Source organism: Bradyrhizobium sp. WBAH42, from assembly GCF_024585265.1.
Lineage (GTDB): Bacteria > Pseudomonadota > Alphaproteobacteria > Rhizobiales > Xanthobacteraceae > Bradyrhizobium.
The window spans coordinates 883,125-898,177 of sequence record NZ_CP036533.1; the positions used below are offsets into that span (position 1 = coordinate 883,125).

The following is a 15,053-nucleotide window of genomic DNA, read 5'->3' on the forward strand; positions in this document are numbered from 1 at the left end:
CGATGTCGATTGCCGCAGAACGCAAAGCGGAAGTCATCAAGACGAATGCCACCAAGGCCGGCGACACCGGCTCGCCCGAGGTTCAGGTCGCGATCCTGTCGGAACGCATCAACAACCTCACCAACCATTTCAAGACCCACGTGAAGGACAACCATTCGCGTCGCGGCCTCTTGAAGCTGGTCTCGACCCGCCGCTCGCTCCTCGACTATCTCAAGAAGAAGGACGAGGCACGCTACAAGGCGCTGCTCGAGAAGCACAATATTCGTCGTTAAGAGTTCCTGCGCGCGCCACCGGCGCGCGTTTTCGCACGTGGTTTCGAACGAAAGCGCTTATTTCAAGCTTTTTGATCGAGGTTGCGCGCACATCGGACGCAAGCCGTTGAGGGCGAGCATCCGGGCATGAAGGGCGAGGACCGCGGTTCGGTGTTCGCATTCGTGCCGACTGACAGTCCAGCAGCAATCCGGCGGCTGGGCACAACGGGCAAGGCGCCCGTATGACCCGAAAGGATGGACGCCATCCGACATCCAAAAACCATGGCAGGATCGCAGGACGCTGATCATCCGCTCCGATCAGCGTCCCGCAATCTTGCGCATGGTTTTTGTTTTTCGAGAGCCGTCCCTTCTTTCGAGAACCCATGAAAGAAGACCTCTATGTTCAATAAGCATTCAGTCGAGATCGACTGGGGCGGACGCCCACTCAAGCTCGAAACCGGCAAGATCGCCCGCCAGGCCGACGGTGCCGTCGTCGCCACCTATGGCGAGACCGTGGTGCTCGCCACCGTCGTCGCGGCGAAGGCGCCGCGCGAAGGCGTCGACTTCCTGCCGCTGACCGTCGACTACCAGGAAAAGGCCTACGCTGCGGGCCGCATTCCCGGCGGCTATTTCAAGCGCGAGGGCCGTCCGACCGAGAAGGAGACGCTGGTCTCCCGCCTGATCGACCGACCGATCCGCCCGCTGTTCGTCGACGGCTGGCGCAACGAGACCCAGGTGATCGTCACCGTGCTGTCGCACGATATGGAGAACGATCCCGACATCGTGGCGATGGTCGCGGCCTCCGCCGCGCTGACGCTGTCCGGCGCCCCCTTCAAGGGCCCGATTGGCGCGGCCCGCGTCGGCTTCGCCAATGACGAATTCATTCTCAACCCGACGCTCGACGAGATGGTCGACACCCAGCTCGACCTCGTCGTCGCCGGCACCGCCGACGCCGTGCTGATGGTGGAATCGGAAGCCAAGGAACTGAACGAAGACATCATGCTCGGCGCCGTGATGTTCGGTCACCGCCACTTCCAGCCGGTGATCAACGCCATCATCGATCTCGCCGAGAAGGCTGCCAAGGAGCCGCGCGAAGTCACCGTCATCGACAATGCCGCGCTCGAGAAGGAAATGCTCGGCCTGGTCGAGCAGGAGCTGCGCGCCGCCTACGCCATTCCGGTCAAGCAGGATCGCTACGCCGCGGTCGGCAAGGTCAAGGAAAAGGTGATGGCCCATTACTTCCCCGAAGGGCAGGAGCCGCAATACGACAAGCTGCGCATCGCCGGCGTGTTCAAGGAGCTGGAGGCCAAGATCGTTCGCTGGAACATCCTCGACACCGGCAAGCGCATCGACGGCCGCGACAGCAAGACGGTGCGCAACATCGTCGCCGAGGTCGGCGTGCTGCCGCGCGCCCACGGCTCGGCGCTGTTCACCCGCGGCGAGACCCAGGCGATGGTCGTGACCACGCTCGGCACCGGCGAGGACGAGCAGTACATCGACGCGCTGTCCGGGACGTACAAGGAAACGTTCCTGCTGCATTACAACTTCCCGCCCTACTCGGTCGGCGAGACCGGCCGCCTCGGTGGCACCAAGCGCCGCGAGATCGGCCACGGCAAGCTGGCCTGGCGCGCGATTCGTCCGGTGCTGCCGCCGCACCATGAATTCCCCTACACCACGCGCGTGGTGTCGGAGATCACCGAGTCCAACGGCTCGTCCTCGATGGCTTCGGTCTGCGGCGCCTCGCTGGCGCTGATGGACGCGGGCGTGCCGCTGAAGCGGCCGACCGCGGGCATCGCGATGGGCCTGATCCTCGAAGACAAGCGCTTTGCGGTTCTCTCGGACATCCTCGGCGACGAGGACCATCTCGGCGACATGGACTTCAAGGTCGCCGGCACGGAACAGGGCATCACCTCGCTCCAGATGGACATCAAGATCGAGGGCATCACCGAAGAGATCATGAAGGTGGCGCTGGCCCAGGCCAAGGACGGCCGCATCCATATCCTCGGCGAGATGGCCAAGGCCCTCACCGCGGCCCGCGCCGAGCTCGGCGAATACGCGCCGCGCATCGAGACCTTCAAGATCGCCACCGACAAGATCCGCGAAGTGATCGGCACCGGCGGCAAGGTGATCCGCGAGATCGTCGAGAAGACCGGCGCCAAGGTCAACATCGAGGACGACGGCACCGTGAAGGTCGCCTCCTCTGACGGTGAGGCGATGAAGGCCGCGATCAAGTGGATCAAGTCGATCGCGTCCGATCCGGAAGTCGGCCAGATCTACGACGGCACCGTCGTCAAGGTGATGGAGTTCGGCGCCTTCGTGAACTTCTTCGGCTCCAAGGACGGCCTCGTCCACATCAGCCAGCTCGCGGCCAGCCGCGTGCAGAAGACCTCCGACGTCGTCAAGGAAGGCGACAAGGTCAAGGTCAAGCTGCTCGGCTTCGACGATCGCGGCAAGACCCGCCTGTCGATGAAAGTGGTCGACCAGACCACCGGCGAGGACCTCGAGGGCAAGGACAAGGCCGAAGGCGAGAAGGCCCCGCGCGAAGCGGCCGGCGAGTAAGGCCTCTCGCGACAAAGCAAAAAACGAAGGGCGGCCGAAAGGCCGCCCTTTTTGTTGGTGGTCTCGATCCGTCAGCGCGCTGCTCTTCACCTCTCCCCAGCGGGGAGAGGTCGATTTGCGAAGCAAATCGGGTGAGGGGGTTTGGTCCCACGAGAGAGTAGAACCCCTCACCCGGCGCTGCGCGCCGACCTCTCCCTATGGGAGAGGTGTCACACTCACGCCGCGATGTCGAAGCGGTCGAGGTTCATCACCTTGGTCCAGGCCTTGGCGAAGTCCTTGACGAACTTCTCCTTGGCGTCCGAGGTCGCATAGACCTCGGCGAAGGCGCGGAGCTGCGAGTGCGCGCCGAAGATGAGATCGGCGCGGGTGCCGGTCCACTTCACCGCATTGGTCTTGCGGTCGCGTGCCTCGTAGGTGCCGTCGGCAGCCGGCGTCCACTGCGCGCTCATGTCGAGCAGGTTGACGAAGAAGTCGTTGCTCAGCGTTCCCACCTTGGTGGTGAACACGCCGTGCTTCGAGCCATTCGCGTTGGCACCGAGCACACGCAGGCCGCCGACCAGCACCGTCATCTCGGGGCCGGTGAGCCTCAAGAGCTGCGCGCGATCGATGAGAGCTTCCTCCTGCTGCATGAACTGATGCCGCTTGCCGATGTAGTTGCGGAAACCATCGGCGCGCGGCTCCAGCGGCGCGAACGAGGCCGCGTCCGTCTGCTCCTGGGAGGCATCCATGCGGCCCGGCGTGAAGCCGACCTTGACGTCGACGCCGGCATCCTTGGCGGCCTTCTCGACCGCGGCGGTGCCGCCGAGCACGATGAGATCCGCGAGCGAGACCTTCTTCGCGCCTGACGAAGCGTTGAAGTCCTTCTGGATCGCTTCGAGCTTGCCGAGCACCTTGGCGAGCTGGGCCGGGTCGTTCACCTCCCAGTCCTTCTGCGGAGCAAGACGGATGCGCGCGCCGTTGGCGCCGCCGCGCTTATCCGAGCCGCGGAACGTCGAGGCCGACGCCCAGGCGGTCGAGACCAGCTCGGAGACCGACAGACCCGAAGCCAGGATCTTGCTCTTCAGCGAAGCGATGTCCTGCTCACCGACCACCTCGTGGTTTAAGGCCGGAATCGGATCCTGCCAGATCAGCGTCTCCTTCGGCACAAGCGGGCCGAGATAGCGCTGGATCGGACCCATGTCGCGGTGGGTGAGCTTGAACCAGGCGCGGGCGAAGGCGTCCGCGAACTGATCCGGGTGCTCCAGGAAGCGCCGCGAGATCTTCTCGTAGGCGGGATCGAAGCGTAGCGAGAGGTCGGTCGTCAGCATCGTCGGGCGGTGCTTCTTCGACTTGTCGAAGGCGTCAGGAATGATCGCGTCGGCACCCTTGGCCGTCCACTGGTTCGCACCGCCCGGGCTCTTCGTCAGCTCCCATTCGTACTTGAACAGGTTCTCGAAGAAGTTGTTGCTCCACTTCGTCGGCGTCGTCGTCCAGGTCACCTCGAGACCGCTGGTGATGGAATCGCCAGCGAGGCCCGATGCGTGCTTGCTCTTCCAGCCGAGGCCCTGATCTTCCAGCGCGCCGGCTTCCGGCTCCGGGCCGACCAGCGATGGATCGCCCGCGCCATGGGTCTTGCCGAAGGTGTGGCCGCCGGCGATCAGCGCGACGGTCTCCTCGTCGTTCATCGCCATGCGGAAGAAGGTCTCGCGGATGTCCTTGGCCGCGGCGACCGGATCCGGCTTGCCGTTCGGGCCTTCCGGATTGACGTAGATGAGGCCCATCTGCACGGCGCCGAGCGGCTCGGCGAGCTGGCGTTCGCCGCTGTAGCGCTCATCGCCGAGCCAGGTGCCTTCCGGACCCCAATAGAGCTCTTCCGGCTCCCAGACGTCGGCGCGGCCGCCGGCGAAACCGAAGGTCTTGAAGCCCATCGATTCCAGCGCGACGTTGCCGGCGAGCACCATCAGATCGGCCCAGGAAATCTTGCGGCCGTATTTCTGCTTGATCGGCCACAGCAGACGGCGGGCCTTGTCGAGGTTGGCGTTGTCGGGCCAGCTGTTGAGCGGGGCGAAACGCTGCTGACCGGCGCCGGCGCCGCCGCGGCCGTCGGTGATGCGGTAGGTGCCCGCGCTGTGCCAGGCCATGCGGATCATCAGGCCGCCGTAATGACCGAAGTCGGCGGGCCACCATTCCTGCGAATCCGTCATCAGGGCCGTGAGGTCCTTGATGACCGCGTTCAAGTCGAGCGACTTGAACTCCTTGGCGTAGTCGAATTCCTTGCCCATCGGGTCGGACAGATCGGAATTCTTGTGCAGCACCTCGATGTTGAGCTGCGTCGGCCACCAGTCGCGGTTCACGCGCGTGGGTTTTCCGCCCGAAAACGGGCACTTCGAAGTGTCGTCCATGAATACCTCCTCTGGCGGCGTCGAACTCGCGCCCTTGACCAGGTAGAACCACTCTAAGCGCCGCGTCCTATCAGGGGAAGTTGACTTTAGTGATCGCTGCGATAGGATTTTCTGATGATCAACTTGACGCTGCGCCAGCTCCGCTATTTCGATGCGCTGGCCCGTCACGGCCATTTCGGACGCGCGGCCGAGTCCTGCTCGATCTCGCAGCCGGCCTTGTCGATGCAGATCAAGGAACTCGAGGAGGCGCTGGGCGGCCTGCTGCTGGAGCGCAGCGCGCGGCAGGTCGCGCTGACCCGGTTCGGTGAGGAGCTGGCGCAACGGGTCCGCGACATCCTGCGCTCGGTCGACGAGCTCGGCGATTTCGCGCGCGCATCGCAGGACCGCTTCGCCGGCCGCCTGCGCATCGGCATGATCCCGACCATCGCGCCTTACCTACTTCCCAAGATCACCAAGAATCTCACGCGCATGCACCCGGAGCTCGACATCCGCGTGCGCGAGACCATGACGCCGCGGCTGATCCAGGAACTGGTGGAGGGCCGGCTCGACACCGCCATCGTGGCGCTGCCGGTGTCGGAGCCCTCGCTCACCGAGGTCGCGCTGTTCGAGGAGAAATTTCTGCTGGTACGGCCGGGCGCCGATGAAGGCACACCGGTGCCGTCGCGCGAGATGATGCGCGAGATGCGGCTTCTGCTGCTCGAGGAGGGGCACTGCTTCCGCGACCAGGCGCTGTCGTTCTGCAACATGCAATCGGCGCCGCCGCGCGAGATGCTGGATGCGAACTCGCTGTCGACGCTGGTGCAGATGGTCAGCGCCGGCATCGGCGTCACCCTGATCCCGGAGATGGCGGTGCCGGTGGAGACGCGCTCCGCCTCGGTCTCGCTGGCGCGCTTCCGCGACCCCGAGCCGTCGCGCACCATCGGCATGGTCTGGCGCAAGACCAGCCCGCTGGCGCGGCAGCTGCTGCAGATTTCCGAAGTGGTGTGCCTGTCGGCCGGCAAGGTGCGCGCGCGGCAATCCCTGCGCAGCCAGAAGGCTTGACCGGCGGATGTCGCATCCGATCATCCGCCCCGCTCGCCCGGAGGAGTACGACGAGATCGGCCGCGTCTGGATGGAGAGCTGGGTCTCAACCGGGCTTGCCGAAGCCAGCGACTTCCTGCTGGCGAACTTGCGTGCGCGCATCAGGCGCGAGATCGCGGACGGCTGGAGCCTGTTCGTCGCCGACGATCGCGGCACGATCGCTGCGATGCTGGCGCTGCATCTGCCCAAGCTCTATCTCGACATGCTGTTCGTCGCGCCGGCCTATCAAGGCCAATCGCTCGGCCGGCAATTGCTCGCCTTCACGCGCACGCAAATGCCCGACGAGATGCATCTGCGCTGTGTGCGCGAGAACGAAAAGGCCTGGCGCTGGTACGAGCGCGAAGGCTTTGTGTTCGAGAAGGAAGAGATCGAGCCGTCGAACGGGTTCGTGATGAAGTACTATCGGTGGAATCGAAGGACCATCGACGCGTAGCGCGCCGAGACCCTCACCTTGCGGCTGTCATCGGCTCGCTCTAAGACTTATCTCAAGTCCTGATCGGACATCTCCAAGCCGTGGTCCCCGCCCGCCGATTCCATGTTTCGCATCTGTTTGACCGCGCTCTCCCTGTTTGGCCTCGTCAGTGTCGCCGCGGCGCAGCCTGCACCGCCGTCGGCTGCGCCAACGACGCGCCCAGCCAAGGGCGCAACTCCGAAAGGCACACCGAATCCCAAGCAGGCGGGCGCTGCAGACGCTGGCCCATGCGAGATCGGTCTCCTGGCCGCGGCGGCCAATCGTTTCGGCGTTCAGCAGGTCGGCTTCACCATGTTCGGCAACGAGTACACACCCGTGCCGGTCGACAGCTGGGGGCTGGACGATCTCATCCTGTCGCGGCTTCGTGCCGCCGCAGCCGGAAAGTCGGTCAGGCGAATTGCGTATTCGCCCGCTGCTTTTGCGCATGCCGTGGAATCGGGATCGCCGATGCTGCGTCGGAACCCGGAACGACAGGAGTTCGTGCAGCAGAGCGCTGCCACCACCAAGTGCCAACGCTATGTCCTGGTCGAGCGATACCAGAACCGCTTCAGCAATACCAACCAGTCCGTCGAAGGCTTTGGCATCGTCAAATGGGGCAACCCGATCAAGCGCCGCACGCTCCTGTACGCGTTGACCTACATCACCGTGTACGACGGGCAGTCATTCGAGGCCATCAAAAAGGGCCCCGCAAGCCTTGATGACGAGCCGATGATGTCCCGCCTGATCGGGATCAACCCGATCAGTGGTCCCAACAAGGAGATGGACGAGGCGGCCTTTCCATCGGCTCCCGCCGAGGTGGCGGCCAACGCAAAGCTGCGGGACGGTGTCCGTGCCTTATTGACGACAAGCCTCGACCGGACATTACCAGGACTGCTCCAGCAATGAGGTCCGCGCCATGATCAAGCTCTACTGGTCGCCCCGCTCGCGCTCGTTCACGACGCTCTGGCTGATGGAGGAGAGCGGCCTGCCCTATGAGCGCGTGCTGACCGACATCACGACCGGCGCGCAGAAGGCGCCGGATTATTTGAAGATCAATCCGATGGGCAAGGTGCCGGCGCTGACCGACGGCGATGCTGCGCTCGCCGAAGCCGCGGCCATCTGCGCCTATATCGGCGACCGCTATCCCGAGACGAAGCTCGCGCCCGCCGTGACCGATCCACGCCGCGCGCGCTATCTGCAATGGCTGTTCTTCTCACCGGGCTGCATCGAGCCGGCCATCATCCAGATCTTCACCAAGATCGAGATCCCGACCTCGACCGCGGCCTGGGGCAGCGCGACGCAGGTGTTCGACGTGCTGGACGCCGCGCTCGCCAAGGGGCCGTGGATTCTCGGCGAGGAATTTTCCGCCGCCGACGTCGTGATCGGCTCGGGCCTGAACTTCGCGGTACGCCGGTTCAAGATGGTGCCGTCGCGCCCGGCCTTCGACGCCTATCTGGCGCGCTGCACGGCGCGGCCGGCGTTCCAACGCGCGGAGACGATCGCGGCGGGGTAAGCAAGCTCTCGTAGGGTGGGCAAAGCGAAGCGTGCCCACGTCCTCTATCTATGGCGATCGCTGGGAGATCGTGGGCACGTCGCTTGCGCTCCTTTGCCCACCCTACGGCAGGGTCGCCTATTCCGCCTTCAAATCATCCGGCCGCGGCATCAGGACGACGTTGTAGCCGGAATCCACATAATGAATCTCGCCGGTCACGCCGCCGGAGAGATCCGACAACAGATACAGCGCCGAACCGCCGAGCTCGTCGAGCGTGACGCCGCGGCGGAGCGGCGCGTGCTTCTGCATGTAGGCGAACATGGCGCGCGCTTCGCCGATGCCGGAGCCGGCGAGGGTGCGGATGGGGCCGGCGGAGATCGCATTGACGCGGATGCCGCGTGGTCCGAAATCGGCGGCGAGATAGCGCACGGAAGCTTCCAGCGCCGCCTTGGCGACGCCCATCACGTTGTAGTTCGGCATCGCGCGCTCCGAGGCACCGAAGGTCAGCGTGATCATGCTGCCGCCTTCCGTCATCAGCTCGGCGGCGCGCTTTGCGACCTCCGTGAACGAGAAGCACGAGATCACCATGGTGCGCGAAAAGTTCTCGCGGCTGGTGTCGGCGTAGCGGCCCTTCAGCTCGTTCTTGTCGGCAAAGCCGATCGCGTGGATGACGAAGTCGAGCTTGCCCCATTTTTCGCGGAGCACCGCGAAAGTGGCGTCGACGCTGGCGATGTCCTCGACGTCGCAAGGCAGCACCAGATCGACGCCGAGCTGCTCCGCCAGCGGCTTGACGCGCTTGCCGAGCGCCTCGCCCTGGAAGGTGAAGGCGAGCTCGGCGCCGTGGGCATGCAGCGTCCGCGCCATGCCCCAGGCGATGGAATGATCATTGGCGATGCCCATGATCAGACCGCGCTTGCCTTTCATCAACGAAGTCATGTGGTGGATTCCATGAGTCGGAAAGATCTGGCTTCAACTTCGATTGTTCCACCAAACAGGCAGACAACAAGGATTTCTGTATCGGCCGTATATTCCATGCGCAACAGATCGATATTCCCGCTGGATCGATTCTTCAGAAGTCGCCCGATCGCCGCTCATGACGAAACGGGAAACGTTCGTTCCAATGCAGCGGTATCGGCGTCGCGGCGCGTGCACGTCAGCGTCCGGATACAGATCGACGATAAGGGTGAATTCCTGCTCGCCCTCGGCAAACCCCGAAATTCGAAGGTCAACGAGAACCCCGTCGTGCCAGTTGATCTCGTCTGGTCCTTCCGCCGGAGTCGGCAAGGTAGAACTCACACGTCCAGCCGGCTGAACACCAGCGTGGCGTTGGTGCCGCCGAAGCCGAACGAGTTCGACAGCACGGTGCCGATCTTGACGTTGTCGATGCGCTTGCGCACGATCGGCATGTCGGCGAACACGGGATCGAGCTCCTGGATGTGCGCGCTCTCGCAGATGAAGCCGTTGTTCATCATCAGCAGCGAATAGATCGCCTCCTGCACGCCGGTGGCGCCGAGCGAGTGGCCGGTCAGCGCCTTGGTCGCCGAGATCGGCGGGCACTTCTCGCCGACGCCGAACACATTTCGGATCGCCTCGATCTCCGGCGGGTCGCCGGCCGGCGTCGAGGTCGCGTGCGGGTTGATGTAGTCGACCTTGGTCTTCACCGTCGACATCGCCATGCGCATGCAGCGCTCGGCGCCTTCGCCCGACGGCGCCACCATGTCGTGACCGTCCGAGGTCGCGCCATAGCCGACGACCTCGCCATAGATGCGCGCGCCGCGCGCCTTGGCATGCTCGAGCTCTTCCAACACCAGGACGCCGGCGCCGCCGGCGATGACGAAGCCGTCGCGATTGAGATCGTAGGGCCGCGAGGCCGTGGCCGGCGTGTCGTTGTACTTCGAGGACATCGCGCCCATGGCGTCGAACAGCACCGACAGCGACCAGTCCAGCTCCTCGCAGCCGCCGGCGAAGATGACGTCCTGCTTGCCGATCTGGATGGTCTCATAGGCATTGCCGACGCAATGGTTCGAGGTCGCGCAGGCCGAGGAGATCGAATAGTTCACGCCCTTGATCTTGAACCAGGTCGCAAGCGTCGCGGACGCCGTGGAGGACATCGCCTTCGGCACCGCAAACGGGCCGACGCGCTTCGGGCCCTTGGAGCGGGTGATGTCGGCGGCTTCGACGATGGTGCGCGCCGAGGGGCCGCCGGAGCCCATGATGATGCCGGTGCGGACGTTGGAGACTTCGTCAGGCGACAGGCCGGAATCCTGGATCGCCTGCTCCATCGCGATGTGATTCCACGCCGCGCCCTGGCCGAGGAAGCGCATCGCGCGGCGGTCGACCACCGTCGAAGGATCGAGCGTCGGCTCGCCTTGCACCTGCGAACGGAAGCCGAGCTCGGCATATTTCTCAGCCCGCGAAATGCCCGACTTCGCCTCGTGAAGGCTCGCAAGCACTTCCTGGGTGTTGTTTCCGATCGACGAGACGATGCCCATCCCGGTGACCACAACCCGCCTCATGACAGCCTCGCCTCAATCGTTGTCTTCGTGGTGATGCGCTCAGCCCAGGCTCGTGCCCTGCTTGAACAGGCCGACCTTCAGATCCTTGGCGCGATAGATAATCTGGTCATCGACCGAAAGCCACCCGTCGGCGATGCCGAGCACGAGCTTCGAACGCATCACGCGTTTGATATCGACGTTGTACACAACCTTGCGCGCTTCCGGCAGCACCTGACCGCTGAACTTGAGCTCGCTCAGGCCAAGGGCCCGGCCGCGGCCTTCACCCCCGCTCCAGCCGAGGTAAAAGCCGACCATCTGCCACAGCGCATCGAGGCCGAGGCAGCCGGGCATGACGGGATCGTTCTTGAAGTGGCAGCCGAAGAACCAGAGATCGGACTTCACTTCGAGCTCAGCGCGCACCAGGCCCTTGCCGAACTCACCGCCATTGTCGTTGATGTCAGAGATGCGGTCGAACATCAGCATCGGCGGCAGCGGCAGCTGGGCATTGCCCGGGCCGAACATCTCGCCGCGGGCACAGGCCAGCAGATCCTCGTAGTCGTAACCGTTGCGCCTGTTCAGCATTCACGAGCCTCTGTTCAAATCCCGATTGAGCGGCGTATCTTGGCGAAAATGGGCCCCGCCTCGATCGGAGAGCAACACCAATTGCCACCGCCGGCCGCGACCTGCGCAAGCTTCGGATGGACTGCCGACCGGGCTTCCATGCCCGGTTGCGCCAAAATCGGCTAAGCGGAACCGCGCGCTCTCTAACACAGGCCATTTCGGGTGGCAAAGCGCATCCATGAAGGTAAAATGACGCGATCCCCAGGCGGTTCCAAGCCTGATTAGAACAGCTCTAGTTGCGAGAAACTTGCATCTGCATCTTTCTGTTCTTATATTACAGAGAGATATTGTTCACGCGTGCCCGAAATCTTGGAAATGAACGAGAATACCGCGTCCCAACACGACGACGACCATGCCGCGGCCCTCCTGTCCGGCCGCCAGCCGGCCCTGACCGGCTGTCCCTGGCACGACGTCAACGAAATGCTGCAGTCCGCGGGGTTGCGGCCGACGCGTCAGCGCATGGCGCTGGGCTGGCTGCTGTTCGGAAAAGGCGCACGCCACCTCACGGCTGAAATGCTGTACGAGGAAGCGACGCTCGCCAAGGTCCCGGTGTCGCTGGCGACCGTCTACAACACCCTGAACCAGCTCACCGATGCCGGCCTGCTCCGCCAGGTCAGCGTCGACGGCACCAAGACCTATTTCGACACCAACGTCACCACTCACCACCACTATTATCTCGAGAACAGCCACGAGCTGGTCGACATCGAGGATCCGCATCTGGCGCTGTCCAAGATGCCCGAGGTGCCCGAGGGCTACGAGATCTCCCGCATCGACATGGTCGTGCGCCTGCGCAAAAAGCGCTGAGCTAATCCGAGATTGCTGATGCGATCGTCATGGCCGGGCTTGTCCCGGCCATTGTCATTTTGCCCGTCATTCCATCCCGGGATGACGCCGATCGGCGTCAATTGACCTGCTCGTCCGAATAGACGCCCCAGAGGCGCTCCTGCTGGATCCAGCCGTCGAAGCCATTGCCGATGACGCGGCACCAGCCTGCGGCGCATTTCTTGACCTGGGTGACGACGCCGGCCTGCAGCTTGGCCGCAACCGCGCTGTCGGGATCGGGCCGGTCATAGATCGGCGCGAGATCGTCCTTGTGCTTCATGGTGACGACGGCGGTGCGACGGCCCGACAACAGCGAGTGATAGACCCAGCCCTCGGCGCCTTCGGAATCGCGCACCCGACGCCAATTTTCGAACTCGGCGGTAATTTCGACCGGCAGGCCGGCGCGGGTGTAGACCCAGGCGACGTCATTGTCCTTGGTCGGGCCGGCGCGGACGTTCACGTGATCCGATTTGAGGCTGACATAGCGCGGCACCGGCAGGCCGCTGGCGGTCTGCGGAGTATTGTCCTTCGCCGCATGCGAGGGGCCGACCGAGGCGCTCAACCAGGTGCAAACGAGCGCCATCACCGCACAAAAACGCCCCAACGCCATCAACCCGTCTCCTTCGAAGACCCGGCAGACCGGGCCCTCACCCCAAATTCCAAAAACCCTGCCGCGCCTGCCCCTTGTCCCCGCCCCACGCGGGTTCCAAGCCCTAAGCCGTGGTTCTTGTCTTGGCCCGGCCTTCTGCTAGAGAGAACGGGCACTTGAGCAACCAATTGGCCCCGATTTTCCGGCCGGAAATGTCGGGTGAGCTTGGAGGAAACGCCGGGGACGGACACGGCAAGGGCAGTGTCGAACAACCGGGTTAATGAGGCCTCAACGACCGGCCTTTGGCGACAGAGGCGGCCTGCGATGTCTCATGAGAGCAGGACATGTCGGTGAAGAAAAAGCCCCTCGTCGTGGTGACGCGCAAGCTGCCGGATTCGATCGAGACGCGGATGCGCGAGCTGTTCGACGCGCGGATCAATCTCGACGACACGCCGATGTCGCCCGAGCAGATCGCGGAAGCCGCCCGCACCGCCGACGTGCTGGTTCCGACCGTGACCGACCATATCAGCGCCGAGGTCGTGAATCAGCCCGACTGCAAGCTCCGCCTGATCGCCAATTTCGGCAACGGCGTCGACAATATCGACGTCACAGCCGCCCATGCCCGCGGCATCACCGTCACCAACACGCCGAAGGTCCTGACCGAAGACACCGCCGACATGACCATGGCGCTGATCCTGGCGGTGCCCCGGCGGATGATCGAAGGCGCCTCGATCCTGACCGACGGCAAGCCCTGGGCCGGCTGGTCGCCGACCTGGATGCTCGGCCACCGCATCGGGGGCAAACGCCTCGGCATCATCGGCATGGGCCGCATCGGCCAGGCGGTGGCGCGCCGCGCCCGGGCCTTCGGCCTGCAGATCCACTATCACAACCGCCGTCCCGTCGCCCCCGTGATCGCCGAGGAGCTTGGCGCGACCTATTGGGAAAGCCTCGACCAGATGCTGGCGCGGATGGACATCATCTCGGTGAACTGTCCGCACACGCCGGCGACCTATCACCTGCTCTCGGCGCGGCGGCTGAAGCTGATCCGCAAGGACGCCTATATCGTCAACACTGCGCGCGGCGAGGTCACCGACGAGGACACGCTGATCAAGCTGATCGAGGGCGGCGAGATCGGCGGCGCCGGCCTCGACGTCTACGAGCACGAACCCGCGGTGAATCCAAAACTGGTGCGGCTCGCCAAGGCTGGCAAGGTGACGCTGCTGCCGCATATGGGCTCGGCCACGATCGAAGGCCGCGTCGAGATGGGCGAGAAGGTGATCATCAACATCCGCACCTTCCTCGACGCCCACAAGCCGCCGGATCGCGTGCTGCCGAGCATGCTGTAAGGCGTAACGGCCGCAATCAGGTGCGGTGAGCGCTGAGATCGGTGATCACAGGCCCATCGCCGTTGAGCGGATTGGCCGGATCGCGCCCATAGCGCAGCGTCTCGAAGCGCATCGCGCGCGCATCGATCATCAGCAGGCGCCCGACGAGGCCGTCGCCGAAGCCGACGATCTCGCGGATCGCCTCCAGCGCCATCATCGAGCCGAGCACGCCCGCCAATGCGCCCATGACCCCGGCTTCCGCACAGGCCGGCACGGTGCCGGGCGGCGGCGCTTCGGGAAACAGACAGCGATAGGTCGGGTTGAACTCGCCCTGCTCGTTGGTCTCGTGGGCACGGATGGTGGTGAGCGAGCCGTCGAAGGTGCCGAGCGCCGCGGTGATCAGCGGCCGCTTGGCGAAGAAGCAGGCGTCGGAGACGAGATAACGCGTCGAGAAATTGTCGGAGCCGTCGAGCACGAGATCGTAATCGCCGATCAGGCCGAGCGCATTGTCGGCGTTGAGCCAGGTGGCGTGACCGACGAAGCGGACGTGTGGATTGAGCGCCGCGATCCGCTCGGCCGCGCTCTCGACCTTGTGCCGGCCGATGTCGGGCGTCGTGTGGATCACCTGGCGCTGCAGGTTGGACAGCGACACCACGTCGTCGTCGACAACGCCGAGCGTGCCGACGCCGGCGGCGGCCAGATACATCAAAGCGGGCGCGCCGAGCCCGCCGGCGCCGATCACCAGCACCGAGGCCCGCTTCAGCGCGGCCTGGCCGGGACCGCCGACATCACGCAACACGATGTGGCGGGCATAGCGTTCGAGTTCGTCCGGGCTCAGCATCGTCGTACGCCTCTCCTACCAAGCGCTCGCTTTCGATCCTCATGGTGAGGAGCGCGGAACGCGCGTCTCGAACCATGAAGGCCCCGATCTCACCTGGGGCCATCCTTCGAGACGCGGCCTTGAGGCCGCTCCTCAGGATGAGGACC

The 15,053-nt window shown here is 64.5% G+C and carries 14 protein-coding genes; 8 read left to right on the forward strand and 6 right to left on the reverse strand.

Going from position 1 to position 15,053, the window contains the following annotated elements:
- Positions 1 to 2 precede the first annotated feature (2 nt).
- On the forward strand, positions 3 to 272 hold the full coding sequence (gene rpsO / locus DCG74_RS04185; RefSeq protein WP_008540131.1) for a 30S ribosomal protein S15: 270 nt from the start codon (positions 3 to 5) through the stop codon (positions 270 to 272).
- Positions 273 to 650: 378 nt separating this feature from the next.
- Positions 651 to 2,810 carry a polyribonucleotide nucleotidyltransferase gene (pnp, locus tag DCG74_RS04190; RefSeq protein WP_172788572.1) on the forward strand — a complete coding sequence of 720 codons (2,160 nt, stop codon included), beginning with the start codon at positions 651 to 653 and terminating at the stop codon, positions 2,808 to 2,810.
- Between the two features lie 215 nt (positions 2,811 to 3,025).
- Here the strand turns inward: pnp and katG are convergent, their stop codons facing one another.
- Entirely contained in the window at positions 3,026 to 5,191 is a 2,166-nt protein-coding gene (katG, locus tag DCG74_RS04195; RefSeq protein ID WP_172788573.1) for a catalase/peroxidase HPI, read from the reverse strand.
- A 114-nt stretch (positions 5,192 to 5,305) separates the two neighbouring features.
- On the opposite strand from katG, the gene DCG74_RS04200 reads away from it, so the two are divergent.
- From DCG74_RS04200 to DCG74_RS04215, 4 genes are all read left to right on the forward strand, one after another.
- Positions 5,306 to 6,232 (forward strand): hydrogen peroxide-inducible genes activator, encoded by a 927-nt coding sequence (locus DCG74_RS04200; protein WP_172788574.1) that lies wholly within the window; start codon positions 5,306 to 5,308, stop codon positions 6,230 to 6,232.
- Positions 6,233 to 6,239: 7 nt separating this feature from the next.
- On the forward strand, positions 6,240 to 6,704 hold the full coding sequence (locus tag DCG74_RS04205) for a GNAT family N-acetyltransferase (RefSeq protein WP_172788575.1): 465 nt from the start codon (positions 6,240 to 6,242) through the stop codon (positions 6,702 to 6,704).
- 102 nt (positions 6,705 to 6,806) lie between these two features.
- Complete coding sequence (locus DCG74_RS04210; RefSeq protein WP_172788576.1) at positions 6,807 to 7,628, forward strand: hypothetical protein; 822 nt, start codon at positions 6,807 to 6,809, stop codon at positions 7,626 to 7,628.
- A gap of 10 nt (positions 7,629 to 7,638) precedes the next feature.
- On the forward strand, positions 7,639 to 8,235 hold the full coding sequence (locus tag DCG74_RS04215; RefSeq protein WP_172788577.1) for a glutathione S-transferase family protein: 597 nt from the start codon (positions 7,639 to 7,641) through the stop codon (positions 8,233 to 8,235).
- Positions 8,236 to 8,352: 117 nt separating this feature from the next.
- Here the strand turns inward: DCG74_RS04215 and fabI are convergent, their stop codons facing one another.
- From fabI to fabA, 3 genes are all read right to left on the reverse strand, one after another.
- Positions 8,353 to 9,150 carry an enoyl-ACP reductase FabI gene (fabI, locus tag DCG74_RS04220; protein WP_172788578.1) on the reverse strand — a complete coding sequence of 266 codons (798 nt, stop codon included), beginning with the start codon at positions 9,148 to 9,150 and terminating at the stop codon, positions 8,353 to 8,355.
- 356 nt (positions 9,151 to 9,506) lie between these two features.
- Positions 9,507 to 10,730, reverse strand: a complete 1,224-nt coding sequence (fabB, locus tag DCG74_RS04225; protein WP_172788579.1) for a beta-ketoacyl-ACP synthase I — start codon at positions 10,728 to 10,730, stop codon at positions 9,507 to 9,509.
- A gap of 39 nt (positions 10,731 to 10,769) precedes the next feature.
- Positions 10,770 to 11,291 (reverse strand): bifunctional 3-hydroxydecanoyl-ACP dehydratase/trans-2-decenoyl-ACP isomerase, encoded by a 522-nt coding sequence (gene fabA / locus DCG74_RS04230; RefSeq protein WP_172788580.1) that lies wholly within the window; start codon positions 11,289 to 11,291, stop codon positions 10,770 to 10,772.
- A gap of 354 nt (positions 11,292 to 11,645) precedes the next feature.
- Here fabA and irrA point away from each other — a divergent pair, with 354 nt between their 5' ends.
- Positions 11,646 to 12,134: an iron response transcriptional regulator IrrA gene (irrA, locus tag DCG74_RS04235; RefSeq protein ID WP_036009037.1), complete on the forward strand. Its 489-nt coding sequence runs from the start codon at positions 11,646 to 11,648 to the stop codon at positions 12,132 to 12,134.
- 97 nt (positions 12,135 to 12,231) lie between these two features.
- Here irrA and DCG74_RS04240 read toward each other — a convergent pair whose 3' ends face one another.
- Complete coding sequence (locus DCG74_RS04240) at positions 12,232 to 12,762, reverse strand: SH3 domain-containing protein (RefSeq protein WP_172788581.1); 531 nt, start codon at positions 12,760 to 12,762, stop codon at positions 12,232 to 12,234.
- 323 nt (positions 12,763 to 13,085) lie between these two features.
- On the opposite strand from DCG74_RS04240, the gene DCG74_RS04245 reads away from it, so the two are divergent.
- Entirely contained in the window at positions 13,086 to 14,087 is a 1,002-nt protein-coding gene (locus DCG74_RS04245; protein WP_172788582.1) for a D-glycerate dehydrogenase, read from the forward strand.
- A gap of 16 nt (positions 14,088 to 14,103) precedes the next feature.
- On the opposite strand, the gene DCG74_RS04250 is transcribed toward DCG74_RS04245, so the two are convergent.
- Positions 14,104 to 14,907, reverse strand: a complete 804-nt coding sequence (locus DCG74_RS04250; protein WP_172788583.1) for a molybdopterin-synthase adenylyltransferase MoeB — start codon at positions 14,905 to 14,907, stop codon at positions 14,104 to 14,106.
- Positions 14,908 to 15,053: the final 146 nt, after the last annotated feature.

Bases quoted from the DNA above. Each gene is read 5' to 3' on its own strand.
- rpsO (WP_008540131.1), top strand. From the start codon at position 3: ATGTCGATTGCCGCAGAACGCAAAGCGGAAGTCATCAAGACGAATGCC.
- pnp (WP_172788572.1), top strand. From the start codon at position 651: ATGTTCAATAAGCATTCAGTCGAGATCGACTGGGGCGGACGCCCACTC.
- katG (WP_172788573.1), bottom strand. From the start codon at position 5,191: ATGGACGACACTTCGAAGTGCCCGTTTTCGGGCGGAAAACCCACGCGC.
- DCG74_RS04200 (WP_172788574.1), top strand. From the start codon at position 5,306: ATGATCAACTTGACGCTGCGCCAGCTCCGCTATTTCGATGCGCTGGCC.
- DCG74_RS04205 (WP_172788575.1), top strand. From the start codon at position 6,240: ATGTCGCATCCGATCATCCGCCCCGCTCGCCCGGAGGAGTACGACGAG.
- DCG74_RS04210 (WP_172788576.1), top strand. From the start codon at position 6,807: ATGTTTCGCATCTGTTTGACCGCGCTCTCCCTGTTTGGCCTCGTCAGT.
- DCG74_RS04215 (WP_172788577.1), top strand. From the start codon at position 7,639: ATGATCAAGCTCTACTGGTCGCCCCGCTCGCGCTCGTTCACGACGCTC.
- fabI (WP_172788578.1), bottom strand. From the start codon at position 9,150: ATGACTTCGTTGATGAAAGGCAAGCGCGGTCTGATCATGGGCATCGCC.
- fabB (WP_172788579.1), bottom strand. From the start codon at position 10,730: ATGAGGCGGGTTGTGGTCACCGGGATGGGCATCGTCTCGTCGATCGGA.
- fabA (WP_172788580.1), bottom strand. From the start codon at position 11,291: ATGCTGAACAGGCGCAACGGTTACGACTACGAGGATCTGCTGGCCTGT.
- irrA (WP_036009037.1), top strand. From the start codon at position 11,646: ATGAACGAGAATACCGCGTCCCAACACGACGACGACCATGCCGCGGCC.
- DCG74_RS04240 (WP_172788581.1), bottom strand. From the start codon at position 12,762: ATGGCGTTGGGGCGTTTTTGTGCGGTGATGGCGCTCGTTTGCACCTGG.
- DCG74_RS04245 (WP_172788582.1), top strand. From the start codon at position 13,086: ATGTCGGTGAAGAAAAAGCCCCTCGTCGTGGTGACGCGCAAGCTGCCG.
- DCG74_RS04250 (WP_172788583.1), bottom strand. From the start codon at position 14,907: ATGCTGAGCCCGGACGAACTCGAACGCTATGCCCGCCACATCGTGTTG.